16 protein-coding genes and 1 tRNA gene are annotated in these 15,151 nt (G+C 70.6%); 4 read left to right on the top strand and 13 right to left on the bottom strand.

Annotated elements, in window-relative coordinates; all coding sequences use genetic code 11:
- Positions 1-288 precede the first annotated feature (288 nt).
- From AB0K21_RS40815 to AB0K21_RS40805, 3 genes are all read right to left on the bottom strand, one after another.
- Positions 289-936, bottom strand: a complete 648-nt coding sequence (locus tag AB0K21_RS40815; protein ID WP_343977108.1) for an SRPBCC family protein — start codon at positions 934-936, stop codon at positions 289-291.
- Between the two features lie 66 nt (positions 937-1,002).
- Positions 1,003-1,383 carry a hypothetical protein gene (locus tag AB0K21_RS40810; RefSeq protein WP_364157893.1) on the bottom strand — a complete coding sequence of 127 codons (381 nt, stop codon included), beginning with the start codon at positions 1,381-1,383 and terminating at the stop codon, positions 1,003-1,005.
- Positions 1,380-1,742 carry a hypothetical protein gene (locus AB0K21_RS40805; protein ID WP_364157890.1) on the bottom strand — a complete coding sequence of 121 codons (363 nt, stop codon included), beginning with the start codon at positions 1,740-1,742 and terminating at the stop codon, positions 1,380-1,382. Before AB0K21_RS40805 ends, AB0K21_RS40810 begins: the two co-directional genes overlap by 4 nt.
- Before the next feature lie 86 nt (positions 1,743-1,828).
- Here AB0K21_RS40805 and AB0K21_RS40800 point away from each other — a divergent pair, with 86 nt between their 5' ends.
- Entirely contained in the window at positions 1,829-2,326 is a 498-nt protein-coding gene (locus tag AB0K21_RS40800; RefSeq protein ID WP_364157887.1) for a DUF523 domain-containing protein, read from the top strand.
- Here AB0K21_RS40800 and AB0K21_RS40795 read toward each other — a convergent pair.
- Positions 2,323-2,943: a hypothetical protein gene (locus AB0K21_RS40795; protein WP_364157884.1), complete on the bottom strand. Its 621-nt coding sequence runs from the start codon at positions 2,941-2,943 to the stop codon at positions 2,323-2,325. The two genes, AB0K21_RS40800 and AB0K21_RS40795, sit on opposite strands and share 4 nt — an antisense overlap.
- A gap of 50 nt (positions 2,944-2,993) precedes the next feature.
- On the opposite strand from AB0K21_RS40795, the gene AB0K21_RS40790 reads away from it, so the two are divergent.
- Positions 2,994-3,671 carry a response regulator transcription factor gene (locus AB0K21_RS40790; RefSeq protein WP_364157881.1) on the top strand — a complete coding sequence of 226 codons (678 nt, stop codon included), beginning with the start codon at positions 2,994-2,996 and terminating at the stop codon, positions 3,669-3,671.
- Entirely contained in the window at positions 3,668-5,008 is a 1,341-nt protein-coding gene (locus tag AB0K21_RS40785; protein WP_364157878.1) for an ATP-binding protein, read from the top strand. Before AB0K21_RS40790 ends, AB0K21_RS40785 begins: the two co-directional genes overlap by 4 nt.
- A 411-nt stretch (positions 5,009-5,419) precedes the next feature.
- Here AB0K21_RS40785 and AB0K21_RS40780 read toward each other — a convergent pair.
- The 4 genes from AB0K21_RS40780 to nadD all read right to left on the bottom strand — a co-directional run bounded on the left by AB0K21_RS40780 (position 5,420) and on the right by nadD (position 7,637).
- Positions 5,420-5,492: transfer RNA gene (locus AB0K21_RS40780), tRNA-Ala, on the bottom strand.
- Between the two features lie 124 nt (positions 5,493-5,616).
- A complete protein-coding gene (locus AB0K21_RS40775) occupies positions 5,617-6,249 on the bottom strand; it encodes a histidine phosphatase family protein (RefSeq protein ID WP_343977129.1) in 633 nt (210 codons plus the stop codon).
- On the bottom strand, positions 6,246-6,653 hold the full coding sequence (gene rsfS, locus AB0K21_RS40770; protein ID WP_030924760.1) for a ribosome silencing factor: 408 nt from the start codon (positions 6,651-6,653) through the stop codon (positions 6,246-6,248). Before rsfS ends, AB0K21_RS40775 begins: the two co-directional genes overlap by 4 nt.
- Positions 6,654-6,965: 312 nt before the next feature.
- On the bottom strand, positions 6,966-7,637 hold the full coding sequence (nadD, locus tag AB0K21_RS40765; RefSeq protein ID WP_343977134.1) for a nicotinate-nucleotide adenylyltransferase: 672 nt from the start codon (positions 7,635-7,637) through the stop codon (positions 6,966-6,968).
- Positions 7,638-7,711: 74 nt separating this feature from the next.
- On the opposite strand from nadD, the gene AB0K21_RS40760 reads away from it, so the two are divergent.
- Positions 7,712-8,737, top strand: coding sequence for a M48 family metallopeptidase (locus AB0K21_RS40760; RefSeq protein WP_343977137.1), 1,026 nt, complete (start codon positions 7,712-7,714; stop codon positions 8,735-8,737).
- A 123-nt stretch (positions 8,738-8,860) separates the two neighbouring features.
- Here the strand turns inward: AB0K21_RS40760 and AB0K21_RS40755 are convergent, their stop codons facing one another.
- The 5 genes from AB0K21_RS40755 to obgE form a co-directional block, all read right to left on the bottom strand.
- Positions 8,861-10,666, bottom strand: a complete 1,806-nt coding sequence (locus AB0K21_RS40755; RefSeq protein WP_364157872.1) for a protein kinase — start codon at positions 10,664-10,666, stop codon at positions 8,861-8,863.
- Positions 10,667-10,887: 221 nt separating this feature from the next.
- Positions 10,888-11,031 carry a hypothetical protein gene (locus tag AB0K21_RS40750; protein ID WP_364157869.1) on the bottom strand — a complete coding sequence of 48 codons (144 nt, stop codon included), beginning with the start codon at positions 11,029-11,031 and terminating at the stop codon, positions 10,888-10,890.
- Between the two features lie 208 nt (positions 11,032-11,239).
- Entirely contained in the window at positions 11,240-12,529 is a 1,290-nt protein-coding gene (locus AB0K21_RS40745) for a glutamate-5-semialdehyde dehydrogenase (RefSeq protein ID WP_343977145.1), read from the bottom strand.
- An 18-nt stretch (positions 12,530-12,547) separates the two neighbouring features.
- Positions 12,548-13,672, bottom strand: coding sequence for a glutamate 5-kinase (gene proB / locus AB0K21_RS40740; RefSeq protein WP_343977148.1), 1,125 nt, complete (start codon positions 13,670-13,672; stop codon positions 12,548-12,550).
- Positions 13,673-13,720: 48 nt separating this feature from the next.
- On the bottom strand, positions 13,721-15,073 hold the full coding sequence (gene obgE / locus AB0K21_RS40735; protein WP_343977151.1) for a GTPase ObgE: 1,353 nt from the start codon (positions 15,071-15,073) through the stop codon (positions 13,721-13,723).
- Between the last annotated feature and the right edge of the window lie 78 nt (positions 15,074-15,151).

Here is a 15,151-nt window from a genome sequence, read left to right as displayed (position 1 = left end):
TGACCACAACTTTAACAGGACTGAAACATCCGTTTGTTCCTGACCGGCGCATCGATGCGGAGGTGATCGAAAATCGCTGACAACATGAAAGCCGGGCCACGCATCCCTTTACAGGGCGTGACCCGGCTCTCTCCCGCGCCGGCGTGTCCCTGGCGCCGATGCCAGAGAACCCGGACGGTCAGGGCTCCGGACACCTCGGGCCGCGCCGGGCGAGCTGCGATCCGGGCGAACCGCAGATGTACGCCCCCTGCGGACGGACATCAGGCGGCCATCCCGGACCCACGAGCGTCAGATGCGCGGCCCCGGGGTGAGCGGCGGCTCCTCGCCGAGCCGGCGGCCGGCCGGAGGCAGCGGTTCACCGCCGGGAGGCGGAAGGGCGGACTCCGGCGGATAACCCTGGCCCACGGTGCGCGGAGGTGCGGGCTCGTCGGAGCCATAGCCACCTGTCGTGCCGGTGCCGCCGACACGGGCGCCGTGCTCGTGCGGTCCCGGCACATCCCCGCGCCAGGCGCCGGTCTCGCCGCCGCGCGACTCGATGAAGGCCTTGAAACGCTCCAGGTCACCGCGGACCCGCAGGCGGACGATCTGCAGCCAGTCGCCGACGGTCTCGACGAACCCCTCGGGGTCGTACTCCATCTGGAGTGTGACCCGGGTGGTGTCCGGACCGAGGTGGTGGAAGGTCACCACACCGGCCTGGTGCGGCCGCTCCACAGATCTCCAGGCCACCCGCTCGTCGGGGTGCTGCTCGGTTATCTCCGCCTGGAACTCCCGGCGGACCCCCGCGATCTCGACGACCCACGCGGTACGCGTGTCGCTGAGCTGCTTGATCGACTCCACGCCTTCCATGAACTCGGGAAAGCTCTCGAACTGGGTCCACTGGTTGTACGCGGTCCGGATCGGTACGTTGACGTCGACTGACTGTTCAATCGAACTCATGACCGTGCCTCCCTTGTGGTTTGGTCGGTTCGGGAGGCAGACCTGCCCGGTACGGGCCGGACCTAACTAGCGCCGCCGCAGAAGCCAGTAAAGCCCCAGGACTGGCAGCACAAACGGGATGAAGAGATATCCGCTCCCGTAACCCGACCAGACTGTGGCACGAGGGAACGCCTCTGGATAGACCATGCTGAGCGTGCCGACGATGAGCACCCCGGCCAGCTCGATCCCGCAGGCGACCAGCGCCAGGATCCGATCCCCCCTGGCCAGCGCGACGGTGAGCACGATGTAGACGGCGGCGGCGAACGCCGACAGCCAGTAGGCCAGCGGGGCCTCCTGCAGGCGCGTCGCGATCTGTACCGCCGCGCGGGCCCCCGCGGCCAGTGCGAACACCCCGTAGACAGCCACCAGCGCGCGGCCGGGTCCGCTGCCGATCGCCGGCTCGCTCACGGCATGCCCTGCCAGACCTGGAGCAGCCGCCCGACCATGCCGGGAATCGCGAAGCCCGCCACCGCGACCACCGCGGGACCCCAGCGTGAGCGCTCGCCGAGCCCCCAGAAGGCCGCCGCCGGCGGGATCACCACGCTGCCCGCCAGGTAGCCGATGAGGGTGGCCGAGCTCGCCGGCCCCTCGCCCCGCAGCATCGCGGCGATCACGAACCCGGCCTGGACCAGCAGTCCGACCTCCAGCACCCCGAGCGCGACGAGAAGCACGGTGCCCATCGCCCTGTTCCGCATGGTGGTCAGGAGGCTGACCAGGCCGATCGCCAGGGAGAACAGGATCAGGCCGGTCGCGAGCGGGCCGATCATCGAGACCGCAGGGGATCGAAAAGCATGAGCAGTAGGGTACTGCCCGCCCCCCTCGCCCCCTCCTTCACGGCGCCTATTCTGAGACCGTGGAAAGGATCCTGGTCAGTGCCTGCCTGATGGGGCGGAAGGTCCGTTACGACGGGTCCGCCAAGACGAGCGGCGACGCGCTGCTGGCCGCGTGGCGGCGCCAGGGAAGGCTCGTCCCGTTCTGCCCGGAGGTCGAGGGCGGCCTGCCCGTCCCGCGCCCCGCCGCGGAGATCGAGGGCGGTGCCGGGGGCGCGGCGGTGCTCTCCGGGGCGGCCCGGGTACTGACCTCCGGGGGCACCGACGTCACGGCCGCCTTCCTCGCCGGTGCCCAGGCGGCGCTCGCCGCCGCCAGGTCCTTCGACGTGAAGGTGGCGATCCTGAAGGAGGGCAGCCCCTCCTGCGGCAGCCTGACCGTCTACAACGGCACCTTCGCCGGCCGGCGCGTCCCCGGCCACGGAGTCACCTCGGCCCTGCTCGAACTGCACGGCATCGCGGTCTTCGGCGAGGATCGCATCACCGAGGCCGCCGCACGACTGCGCGAGATCGGCGAGTCCTAGTATTCCCACAGGTCCGTACGGCTCTCCCCGCCGATGCAGAAGACCGCCGAGCCGTGCTCTCCCTTGACCAGGTCGACCCGGATCCACCCGGTGGCCGAGGCGACCTTGGCCTCGTAGCCCGCGTTGGGGGCCGCGGCGATCAGGCGGCACACACCGTTCTCGATGGCGAACGAGACCGAACCGCCCTTGACGTTCACCACGCGCAGGTTCCCGGTCGAGATCGACCTGGTCCTGGTGACCGTCGGCTTGGGCATGGCGGGCGACGGCGTCGGCCGGGAGGGACCGGCGTCCCGCGTGCGCGCCGGCGCGGCCGCCCTCGACGGGGAACGGGCCGGCTGTGAGCCGGTGGTGTCCCGCGTGGGCGGGATGAGACGGGGCGCCGGGGTACGGACGGATTTTGAGGAGGCCGTCGGCACGCCGATGACCTGCGGCCCCGTCGGCGCCCCCGCCGGGAGCCGCGATTCTCCGGTACGGCCGATGGCGGCGTTGAGGGGCTCGATGCTCGCGTCCTCGAAGACCTCGCTGCGGAGCACGTCGCGGACACCGAACCAGGCGACCGAGATCGCCAGGACGGTGGCGCCGCACCACACCGCTATGAACCCCAGCGTTTGCCGCATGTCACGGATTATTACGTCATATGTCCCTTGACTCACTACCGTTACATGACATGGCGATAGTTCTGGTGGTCGAAGACGACGAGTACGTACGATCCGCGATCATCCAGGAACTCAGCAGGCGCCAGCACGCCGTGCGCAGCGCGGGGCGGGCTCTCGACGCCCTGAGGGAGATCACCCAGAACCCCCCGGACGCGGTGGTCCTCGACCTCGGGCTACCCGACCTGGACGGGGCGGAGGCTCTCAAGATGGTCCGCAGCGTATCCAGCGTCCCCGTCATCATCGCCACGGCCAGGGACAACGAAGCGGAGATCGTCCGTCTGCTCCAAGCGGGGGCCGACGACTATCTGGTGAAGCCGTTCTCCGGCGACCACCTGAACGCCCGTCTGGACGCCGTGTTGCGCCGGGCGCGGAGCGCGACCCCGCCGCCGCTACTGTGCGTCGGCGCGCTGTCGGTGGACCTGAACCGGCGCGAGGCCCACCTGGACGGCGCCCCTCTCACCCTCACCAGGCGCGAGTTCGACCTCCTCGCCTACCTCGCCGCCCGCGCCGACCGGGTGGTCTCCCGCAAGGAGCTGCTCACCGAGGTGTGGCAGCAGTCCTACGGCGACGACCAGACGATCGACGTCCACCTGTCGTGGCTGCGGCGCAAACTCGGCGAGAGCGCGTCCTCCCCCCGCTACCTGCACACCGTACGCGGCGTGGGGGTCATGTTGATCACACCGCGGTGAGACGGACCCTGGCCCTGCTCACCGTCGCCGGGACCTCGATGGTCGCCCTGGCCTTCCTGATCCCGCTCGGGCTCATCGTCAGGGAGATCGCCCACGGCCGGGCCATGGCCGAGGCTGAACGGCAGGCGTCGGCTCTGGTCCCGGTGCTGGCCATCACCGTCGAGGAGACCCGGCTCACCCACGCGCTGCTCAGCACGGGCGCGCAGGACCGGATCGCGGTCCACCTGCCCGACGGCGGCTCGGCCGGCACCGTCAGGGCCCCCGCCCAGACCGTGGCCGCCGCCTCCCGGCTGACCAGGGCCATCACCGCGGAGATGGACACCGGCTACCTCCTGCTGCGCCCGGTCGCCCTGGAGGGTGGGCGGACCGTGGTCATTGAGATCTTCATCCCCTCGGATGACCTCACCCGGGGCGTCGCCGCGTCGTGGGCCGTGCTGAGCGGGGTGGCGGCGGTGCTCGTCGCCGGCGCCCTGCTGGTCGGCGACCGGCTGGGCGTCCGGGTGGTGCGTTCGGCCCGACGCCTGGGCAGGGCGGCGAGCGCGCTGGGCGCCGGAGATCTCAGCGTCCGCATCGAACCGGAGGGCCCACCCGAGCTGGTCGCGGCCGGTGAGGCGTTCAACAGCATGGCCGACCGCGTGGTCCAGCTCCTGGCCGCCGAGCGGGAGATGGCCGCCGACCTGTCGCACCGCCTGCGCACACCTCTCACCGCGCTCCGACTCAGCCTGGACCATCTGGGGCCCGAGGCCGAACAGAGCAGGAGCGCGCTAGGCCGCCTGGAAGCGGAGGTGGACCAGATCATCGCGGCGGCCAGGCAACCCTCCCTGGCCCCGGAGTTCGTCCACTGTGACGCCGCCGAGGTGCTGCGCGAGCGGCTGACCTTCTGGTCCGCCCTGGCCGAGGATCAGCAACGCGCCTGGGAGTGGATCGGCGCCTCGACCCCCACTCAGGTCCCGGTCGCGGCAGGAGAGCTCAGCGCCGTGCTGGACGCCCTGCTCGGCAACATCTTCCGGCATACCCCCGAGGGCACGGCGTTCACGGTGACCCTGCACCAGGGATCGGGCACCGTCGGCATGCTGATCGCCGACGCCGGCCCCGGGATCCCCGACCCGGAGGCGGCGCTGCGGCGCGGGAGCAGCGGCGCGGGATCCACCGGGCTGGGCCTGGACATCGCCCGCCGGCTCGCCGAGTCCACCGGCGGCACGCTGCGGATCGACGCCTCCTCCCTCGGCGGCGCCAGGGTCCAGCTCTGGTTCCGCACCGACCGGCACGACCGGCCCCCGCGCATCACCCGGCGCCTGGTCCGCGGCCGCTGGTCCCGCGGGAACACACCGCGTTGAACAGCCCGCTGAAGGTCATCGTGTTCGCGTGACAGGCGCTTCTTCTTCCCTTTCGCGGTTCCGGCGCGGGAAACAGGCAGGGCTTGGCCATCGCCCGCCTCGCTCGAGGGAGGCGAGAAGCCGCTTCCACCGGGGAGCGGAGAAGTCAGGCATTGGTTAGATCACACGTAAGCACACCTTAAAAGCGGTTAAAGCATGCTGCTTCGCCATTCCTGCTGCACGATCATGAAGGAGCGCGGCAGGGATCGCGCACGCCACCCGCGTCCGTGATCCCCTCGCGTCTCACCGGGCCGGCCTCACGTTCAGACGGAGGGCGCGCGGCCGGCCCGGCAAGACGCGCCGAGGTCCGCGACCAGAACCGAAAACCGCCTCTGACCTGCACTTTTGTGCAGGTCAGAGGCGGTTTAGCGGTGGAGCTATGGGGATTCGAACCCCAGACCTCCTCCATGCCATGGAGGCGCGCTACCAGCTGCGCCATAGCCCCTGGTCACCGCTTCGAGTGCTCTCGTCGCGGCGCTTGGGAAGCATATAAGGACACCGACATGTTCACCTAATCGACGGCCACACGGCCCGCGCCCGCCACCGGGGCGCAAGCCGCACCGGCGAGGTCACTCCTGGGTGACCTCGGGGTTGTCGTCGCTGCTGACCGGCTCGGGGAGGGTCCCGGCGTTGTGCTCCAGCAGGCGCCAGCCCTTGCGCGACTCCTCCAGCACCGACCACGAACAGTTTCCCAGGCCGCCCAGGGCGGGCCAGAGCTCCTGCGGCAGGTTCATGAGCTTGGCGATACCGAGCCGGATCGCCGCCCCGTGGGAGGCGACGACGAGCAGGCCGTCGGAGTCGACCTGCGCGGCCCAGCGGCGTACCGCCGACGCCACCCTGTCGGCGACGTCGCCGACCTCCTCGCCGCCCGGCGCCTCCCAGGCCGCGAACTCCCTGGGCCAACCCGCGGAGATCTCCTCCCGGGTGAGCCCTTCCCACTGCCCGCCGCCCCGCTCTCGCAGATCCTTGTCGACCATGACGTTCAGGCCGGTGACGCGGGCCAGTGCCGAGGCCGTGTCGAAGGCCCGTTGGAGGTCGGAGGAGACGATCATGCTCGGGCGGAGCGCGGCGAGCAGCGAGGCCGCACGGGTCGCCTGCGCGATCCCGGTCTCGTCAAGCGGGATGTCGCTGTGGCCCTGGAAGCGGTGCTCGACGTTCCACAGCGTCTGACCATGTCTGAGGCAGACGACGCGACGGCTCACTCAGCTACCGCCCCGCGGGCGCGCTGGGCTGCGACCTGGGTCACGCTGTCCGGCAGCGCGATGGAGGGGCAGTCCTTCCACAGGCGTTCGAGCGCGTAGAAGGTGCGGTCTTCCTCGTGCTGGACGTGCACGACGATGTCGATGTAGTCCAGCAGGACCCAGCGGCCCTCGCGCTCGCCTTCGCGGCGGACGGGTTTGGCGTCGGCCTCGATCCGCAGCCGATCCTCGATCTCGTCGACGATGGCGCGGACCTGGCGGTCGTTGGTGGCGGAGCAGAGCACGAACGCGTCGGTGATGACGAGCTGGTCGCTCACGTCATAGGCGAGGATGTCGTCGGCCAGTTTGTCCGCCGCCGCCTCGGCGGCGAGCCTGACGAGCTGGATGGATCTGTCGGTTGCTGTCACGGTGTGGGTCAGTCCTCCTGCTAGTCGGCGCTGTCACCTATCAGGGTGCCCGATTCGGCGCTCGTTGAAGAGCCACCGTTTGAACAACGCCTATCGTGGGCCGCCCGATTCCGTACCGCAAACGGATTGGCGGTCTGATCGGGGGCTTACCGCGCGGTCGGGACCGCGCCTGCCGATCTCGGGTGGGACGGGCGGGTGCCCGGGGCGTTCGACGATCAAGCCGGCCGAACTGTGGATACCCGCCCCACGCAAACTTCTCGAATCATAGCGAAACACGTTCTAACTTGCGTCTTTTCTGCAGATCATCGCGATTCACGGAATCTCTTCCGGCCTGCCCTGCCCCACCCGCCAAGGACGCCCCCCTTCAGATGACGCCCTGCCGTAGAGGCCGCGCTTGTTGATGTACTGGACGATGCCGTCGGGCACGAGGTACCAGATGGGCTCCCCGGCGGCCACCCGCTCGCGGCACTCCGACGACGAGATGGCCAGCGCCGGGATCTCCACCAGGCTGACCTTCCCCTCGGGAAGGCCGGGGTCGTGCAGGACGTGGCCGGGCCTGGTGGCGCCCACGAAGTGCGCGATGGTGAACAGCTCGTCGACGTCGCGCCAGCTCAGGATCTGGGCCAGGGCATCGGCGCCGGTGATGAAGTAGAGATCGACGTCGGGCCCCCAGGCAGAGGAGATCTCCCGGAGCGTGTCGATGGTGAAGGTCGGCCCTGGGCGGTCGATGTCGACGCGACTCACCGAGAAGCGAGGGTTGGACGCGGTCGCGATGACCGTCATGAGATAGCGGTCCTCCGCGGCGGAGACGGTCCTGTCGGCTTTCTGCCAGGGCCGTCCCGTGGGCACGAAGACCACCTCGTCGAGATCGAAGTGGTGGGCGACCTCGCTGGCCGCGACCAGGTGACCATGGTGGATCGGATCAAAGGTCCCGCCCATGACGCCCAGGCGCCGCTTCCCCCGACCGGTAGGCGCGTTCATCATGAAACGGACCATACGCGCAAGCCGTACAGAGCTTTTAATCACCCCCCGCGCGTGGCAGGCAGACCCGACGTAGCATGCCGGACATGACCACCACCCCGGATCGCAACCGCGTGCAGCTTCCCGGCATCAGCTCACGCGCCTACGAACATCCCACTGACCGGTCCGCGCTGGTCGCCCTCCGATCGCTCAGCGGATTCGACACGGTGCTCAAGCAGATGTCCGGCCTGGTCAGCGAGCGCCGCCTGCGCCTGATCTACCTCGCCTCGGCCGTACGCACCGGTGACACGCAGTTCCGAGCGCTGCACGACATGGGCCGCGACGCGGCCTACACGCTCGACCTCCACCGCATTCCCGAGGTCTACGTGCAGCAGAGCCCGCTGGTGCAGGCGAAGGCGATCGGCTTCGACGACCCGTTCATCGTCGTCACGACCGGCCTGCTGGACCTGATGGATTCGGAGGAGCAGCGCTTCGTCATCGGCCACGAGACCGCCCACATCCTGTCGGGCCATGCCGTCTACCGCACCATGCTCGACATCCTGACCCGTCTGGCCGCGCGCGTGGCCTGGATCCCGCTCGGCTACATCGGCCTGCGCGCGATCGTGGCCGGCCTGGAGGAGTGGCAGCGCAAGTCCGAGCTCTCCGCCGACCGCGGCGGCCTGCTCTGCGGTCAGGACCCCGATGCGGCGCTGCGTGCCCTGATGAAGCTCGCCGGCGGCTCGCGCCTGCACGAGATGAACATCGAGGCCTTCCTCGACCAGGCACGGGAGTACGACACCGCGGGCGACGTCCGCGACGGCCTGCTCAAGGTCCTCAACCTGCTGGGCACCACCCACCCGTTCGCCGTCTCCCGCGTCGCCGAGCTCGACAAGTGGCGCCGTGGCGGCGAGTACGACACGATCATCGCCGGTGACTACCCCCGCCGCGCCGACGACTCCAACGCGAAGATCTCCGAGGAGGTCCGGGCTGCCGCCCGCTCCTACCGCGAGTCCTGGTCACAGTCGCAGGACCCGTTCATCGGTGTCCTGCGCGACGTGGCGGAAGGTGCCGTCAACGCCGGGGAGCGCATCTTCAACCGCTTCTCCCGCCGCGATGGAAATTAACCGAGAGTTCCACCAAAAGGGCCCGGACCCCCTCCGGGCCCTTTTTCGTTAGACCTGAGCCGACGCGAACCCCACCATCGGGCGGCACCCGACGCCGGGGCCTCCCTGACGAAAGGACGCCCCCTACACGAGGAGGGCGATCGCGCGTACGGCCGCCGAGCACAGGGCGACGAAGCCGCCCAGCACCGCGAGCGCGCGCAGCCCCTCCTTGCGGAGCTCGACGAGCTCGGCGCCGATCCGCTCGATCTCCCGGCCGAGGAGGCCACCGCAGACGACGCCGAACACGACGCCGGAGACGGCGACCGGGGCCGAGTGCAGCCACCACTCCGATGGCAGCGAGCCACCGAGGGTCAGCCAGAGCGCGAGACCCGCCAGGGCGGCCGCCGGCAGCCCCGGCCAGGCCAGGACGGTCAGCAGTGAGACGGCGAGGATCACCGGGAAGCCCAGCACCCGCAGGGCCACCCGGACCCTGGCCGACTTGCGCTTCCTGACCAGCCAGTGCCCGCCCCAGAGCGCGCGGGCCAGCGCGGCGAACAGGCCGGTGACGGCGAAGGTGGCCGGCGGCCAGATGACCGTGGCCACGACGCACGGCACGGCCAGCACCGCCAGCAGGAGCAACGCCGCGTTGCCCGTGGGCAGCGGCCCCGCCCGGCCAGGGACCTGAGTCTCCCCGGCAGCGCCGCCGGACCGTCTGCCCGCCCGGCGTCGGGGCGCCCTGCCGTCCGCGGCGGAGGAACGCCCGCCCCGCGACGTCTCACCCGCCGTGAGAGCCGCACGTCCACCGCTGGGCGCCTCGGTGGCCGGGGATGCCTGACGCCCGCCCCGCGACGTCTCAGCCGCCGCGGGGAGCGCTCGCCCCGCACGGGGCGCCTCACCTGAGGCGAGCGCCGCCCGTCCGGCGCGTGACGTGCCCTCCGTGGCGGCAGGGGGGCGTACCGCCCGCGCGGACCCCGCCGAGCCTTCCGCCGCCGGGGCGGGCGGCCTTCCCTTGCCCGTCTCCGCCCTGGCCGATCGGCCGCTCCTCGCGGGTTCGTCACCCTTGGCGCGGGGCTTGGGACGGCTCTCCTGTTTCCTGGACCCGCCGTTCTTCCCTGCGGAGCCGGCCGCTTTCTGGGAGATTCCCGCCTCGGGCGAGGCCACCCGGGCGAGGCGGCCGAGGCGGCCGGCGAGGAGGGCCGCGGTGGGGCGCTTGGCCGGCTCGCGGTGCAGGGCCGCGCGGATCAGGGGCAACAGGGCCGCCGGGACACCCTCGAGATCGGCCTGACCGTTGAGGATCGCGTACATCTGTGCCTCGACCGTGCCCCTGCCGAAGGTGGGCCTGCCGGTCGCGGCGAAGGCCACGGTGGCCGCCCAGGCGTGCACGTCCGCGGGCTCGCCCACGGGCTCGTCGGCGAACAGCTCGGGGGCCGCGTAACCGGGGGTGCCGAGGAAGGTGCCGGTCAGGGTGAGTCTGGTGGCGTCCAGCACGTGGGCGATGCCGAAGTCGATGAGGACGGGCTCGTCGTCCTCGTTGACCAGCACGTTGGCGGGCTTGAGGTCGCGGTGGACGACCCCGGCCGCGTGGATGATCGACAGGGCGGTGGCCAGCCCCTGCGCGAGGGTGAGCAGGCCGCCCTCCAGGGGACCGCCGCGCCGCACCCGCTCCAGGAGGGTCTCTCCCTCGATGTGCTCCATGACCAGGTAGGGCCGGTCACCGTTGAGGTCGGCGTCGACGACTCGGGCCACGTAGGGGCTCTCGACCCGGCGAAGGGCACGTACCTCCCGCTCCAGACGTATCCGGGCCTCGGAGTCGGTGTCGACCATGTCGTGGAGGACCTTGAGCGCGACGTTGTCTCCACGGCGGCCGGCGGCGAGGTAGACCTCCCCCATGCCTCCCCGGCCGAGACGCTCCAGCAACGTGTAAGGACCGACCCGCCCGAGACGACCCATATGACCTCCTGCGTCGGCCACATGGGTCAGGGACCGCTGCGCCTATCGGGTCGCTCGCTCCTGCTCGCTTCCCTGCTGTCCAGCCGTAGGAGACCACACCATAGCGGGCGAGTGTGACGTTTTCCCGATGGCACGCCGGACTCCCGGAAAGATCGGTATGGCGGGACGCGCGCCTCCTCGTGCGCCTCGCCAGGCTCGGGCCAGACCGCGGGCGGAGCGTCTCAGGGCCCGCGCGTGGGCTCGCGGACCGGGTCTTCCAGCAGGCTGTCGAGCTCCGCGGCAGGTTCCGCCGACAGGTCGCGGCGCCGGGTGCGGCGCCAGTTGACGTGCCCGCGGCTCTCCATGAACAGCAGCAAACGGTCCACAGCAAAAACGACAAAAGCTATGAAAAGGAACGCAACGACGATTTCCATGAAGCCCAGTCAAACCACAAGTGACCGTGATCACATGGAGCGACACACCATAACGCTCGGCGACGGCCAGAGGTGGATCACACCCGTGCCGTGCGGCTCGCGGAGTGTTCCCGATGCCGTTGCTCCCCGGCGTCGGGAACACTCCCCGGCCCCACGCCCCCTACCTCAGGCCGGCTTCGGCCGAGGCGAGGACCGTGCCCTCGCTGGTGCGCAGGTGTCCCTCGCCGGTGTAGACCCACTTGGTCGAGGTCAGCTCCGGCAGGCCCATGGGGCCGCGCGCGTGCAGCTTCTGGGTGGAGATGCCGATCTCCGCGCCGAAGCCGAACTCCGCGCCGTCGGTGAACCGGGTCGAGGCGTTGACCGCCACGGCCGCGGAGTCGACCAGGGCGACGAACCTGCGGGAGGCGCTGACCGAGCGCGTGACGATCGCGTCGGTGTGGGCCGAGCCGTACTTCCTGATGTGCGCGACCGCCTCCTCCAGCGAGTCGACCACGGCGGCCGCGATGTCCAGCGAGAGGTACTCCATCCGGAAGTCCTCCTCCTCGGCGGGTACCACGTCGCCGTACGCCGCGACGCGGGCGTCGCCGTGCACCGTGACACCCTCCGCCGCCAGGGCGGCCAGCGCGCGCGGCAGGAAGGCGTCCGCCACGGCCGCGTGCACCAGGAGCGTCTCCGCGGAGTTGCAGACCGAGGGGCGCTGGACCTTGGCGTTGATCAGGATCTGGATCGCCAGGTCGAGGTCCGCATCGGCGTCGACGTAGACGTGACAGTTGCCCACGCCGGTCTCGATCACCGGGACCGTGGACTCCTCCACCACCGAATTGATCAGCGAGGCCCCGCCGCGCGGGATCAGCACGTCGACCAGGCCGCGGGCCCGCATGAGCTGCTTGACCGAGTCACGGGTCAGCCCGGGAACCAGCTGGACGGCCCCCGCGGGCACCTCGGTGTCCGCCAGCGCCTCCTGCATGATCCTGACGAGGACCTTGTTGGACTCGTACGCGCTGGAGGAGCCGCGCAGCAGGGTGGCGTTGCCGCTCTTGAGGCAGAGCGCCGCGGCGTCCACGGTCACGTTGGGCCGGCCCTCGTAGATGATGCCGATCACCCCGAGCGGGACCCGGAGCTGGCGCAACTCCAGTCCGTTGGGCAGCGTGTTGCCCCGGATCACCTCACCCACCGGGTCGGGAAGGTCGGCGACCTGACGGACCGCCTCGGCGATCGCCTCGATCCTGGCCTCGTCGAGACTGAGACGGTCGATCATGTATTCGGAGGTCCCGCTCTCCCTGGCCCTCTCGACGTCGAGCGCGTTGGCCGCGACGATCTCGGCGGACCCGGCCACGAGCGCGTCCGCGATCACCCGGAGCGCGGCGTCCTTCGGCGCCCTCGGCAGCGGGGCCAGCTCGGCGGCGGCCTCTTTAGCCGCCAGGGCTACCTTCAGGAAGTCCTCGGACATCTCGCGCTCCCAAAAGAACTAGTGGTGGGATTCCAGTATGACGATGTCGTCACGGTGGATGAGCTCTCGCTCGTACTCGGGCCCCAGAGCCGTCGCCAGTTCCCTGGTGGAACGGCCGAGCAGCTCGGGGATCTCCCCCGCGTCGAAGTTGACCAGGCCGCGCGCGACCACCTGGCCGCGCGGCTCGCACAGATCCACCGGGTCGCCCGCCGCGAAGTCGCCCTCGACCGCCGTGACCCCCGCGGGAAGCAGTGACTTGCGGCGGTTCACCACGGCCTCGACGGCGCCGGAGTCCAGGTGGAGCCGGCCTCGGCCGGTGGTGGCGTGGGCCAGCCAGAGCAGGCGGGTGCCCGGGTGGCGGCCCTCCGGGTGGAAGTAGGTGCCGACATCGGTTCCCGCGAGGGCCTGAGCCGCGTGCGCGGCGGCGGTCAGCACCACGGGAACACCCGCCCCTGTGGCGATCTTCGCAGCCTGAACCTTGGTGATCATGCCACCGGTGCCGACCGCGCCGCCCTTGCCGAGTTCGACCCCGAGGAGGTCGGAGGGCCCGCGCACCTCGGTGAGCCGACGGGCGCCGGGGCGGCGGGGGTCATCGTCGTAGAGGGCGTCCACATCGGAGAGCAGCACCAGCGCGTCGGCCCTGGTCAGGTGGGCGACCAGGGCCGCGAGGCGATCGTTGTCGCCGAACCGGATCTCGTCGGTGGCCACGGTGTCGTTCTCGTTGACCACCGGGACGATACCCAGTTCGAGCAGGCGTGCCAGCGTGCGCTCGGCGTTGACGTGGTGCGAGCGGCGCATCATGTCGTCGGCGGTCAGCAACACCTGACCGACCCGCAGACCATACCGGGCGAAGGAGGAGGTGTAGCGGGCCACCAGCACGCCCTGGCCGACCGAGGCCGCGGCCTGCTGGGTGGCGAGGTCGCGTGGCCTGGCCGCCAGGCCCAGCGGGCCGAGGCCCGCCGCGATCGCGCCCGAGGAGACCAGCACGATCTGGGTACCGGACTTCCGTCGGGCGCCGAGCACATCGACCAGGGCGTCCACCCGGTCGACGTCGATCATTCCCTGCGGAGTGGTGAGCGAGGACGAACCCACCTTCACGACGAGGCGTGAGGCCTTACGGATCCGTTCGCGCGCAGAGTCCACGACACGCACCTTTCAAAAATGATCATTGAGAGAACAGCGGAAGGCGTACTAACCGAGCCGGTTGTCCGACCCGCGCGGCCCCTGGTGCACGGCCTCGGCGTTGAGCGTCGGCTGCCAGTCGAAGATGTAGCCGTTCTCCATGGAACCGATGATCACTTCGGCCCCGGCCTTCGCCCCGGCCTTGGTCAGCTCCTCCTCGACACCCAGCCGCTCCAGCCGGTCGGCCAGATAGCCCACGGCCTCGTCGTTGGTGAAGTCGGTCTGGCGGATCCACCGCTCCGGCTTGGCCCCGGTGACCTGGAAGGTGTCCTCGTCGACCCGGCGGACGACGAATCCCGTGTCACCGTGCTGCTTGGGCCTGATGACCAGTCGGGTCGGCTCGGGGGCGGGGGCGGCGGCCCTGGCCGCGGCGACCATCTCCCCCATGGCGTAGGTCAGTTCCTTGAGCCCCTCGTGGGTGGCCGCGGAGATCGAGAAGACCCGGAGCCCCCGCTCCTCGAGCATCGGCCCGACGATGTCGGCCAGGTCGCGGGCGTCGGGCACGTCGGACTTGTTGAGCACCGCCAGGCGCGGCCGGTCCTCCAGCTTGCCGTATGCCGCGAGCTCGGCCTCGATCGCCTCGTAGTCGCTGATGGGGTCGCGGCCCGGCTCCATCGTGGCGCAGTCGATCACGTGCACCAGTGTGTTGCAGCGCTCGACGTGGCGCAGGAACTCGTGCCCCAGGCCCTTGCCCTGTGAGGCGCCGGGGATCAGGCCTGGCACGTCCGCGACCGTGAAGACGGTCGCGCCCGCGGTGACCACCCCGAGGTTGGGGACCAGCGTGGTGAACGGGTAGTCGGCGATCTTCGGCCGGGCGGCGGAGAGGGCCGCGATGAGGGAGGACTTGCCCGCGCTGGGGAAGCCGACCAGCGCCACGTCGGCGACGCTCTTCATCTCCAGCATCACGTCGAGCTCGTCGCCGGGCTCGCCGAGCAGCGCGAAACCGGGGGCCTTGCGCTTGGTGGAGGCCAGCGCGGCGTTGCCGAGCCCGCCGTGCCCGCCCTCGGCGATCACATAGCGGGTGCCCGCGCCGACCAGGTCGATGAGGACCTCACCGGTGTCGGCGTCCTTGACCACGGTGCCGTCCGGTACCGGGATGACGATGTCGGGACCGTTGGCGCCGTCGCGGTTGGAGCCCTGCCCCTGCTTGCCGTTGTCGGCCTTGCGGTGCGGGCGGCGGTGGTACTCCAGGAGCGTCGCCGTGTTGGCGTCCACCTCCAGGATCACGTCGCCGCCGCGGCCGCCGTTGCCCCCGTCCGGACCTCCCAGCGGCTTGAACTTCTCCCGATGGACAGAGGCGCAGCCGTTTCCCCCGTCACCGGCCTTGATGTGCAGGACCACCTGGTCCACAAAGTCCGGCATCTCTACTTTCCTACCTCTATCTACGGGAACTTCTGCGGAAAACGCGAACAGGGGTGGACCGCCGAATGCGATCCACCC

It is taken from the genome of Streptosporangium sp. NPDC049248 (assembly GCF_040678965.1).
Classification (GTDB): domain Bacteria; phylum Actinomycetota; class Actinomycetes; order Streptosporangiales; family Streptosporangiaceae; genus Streptosporangium; species Streptosporangium fukuiense.
This window is presented reverse-complemented; position numbering and strand designations above follow the sequence as displayed.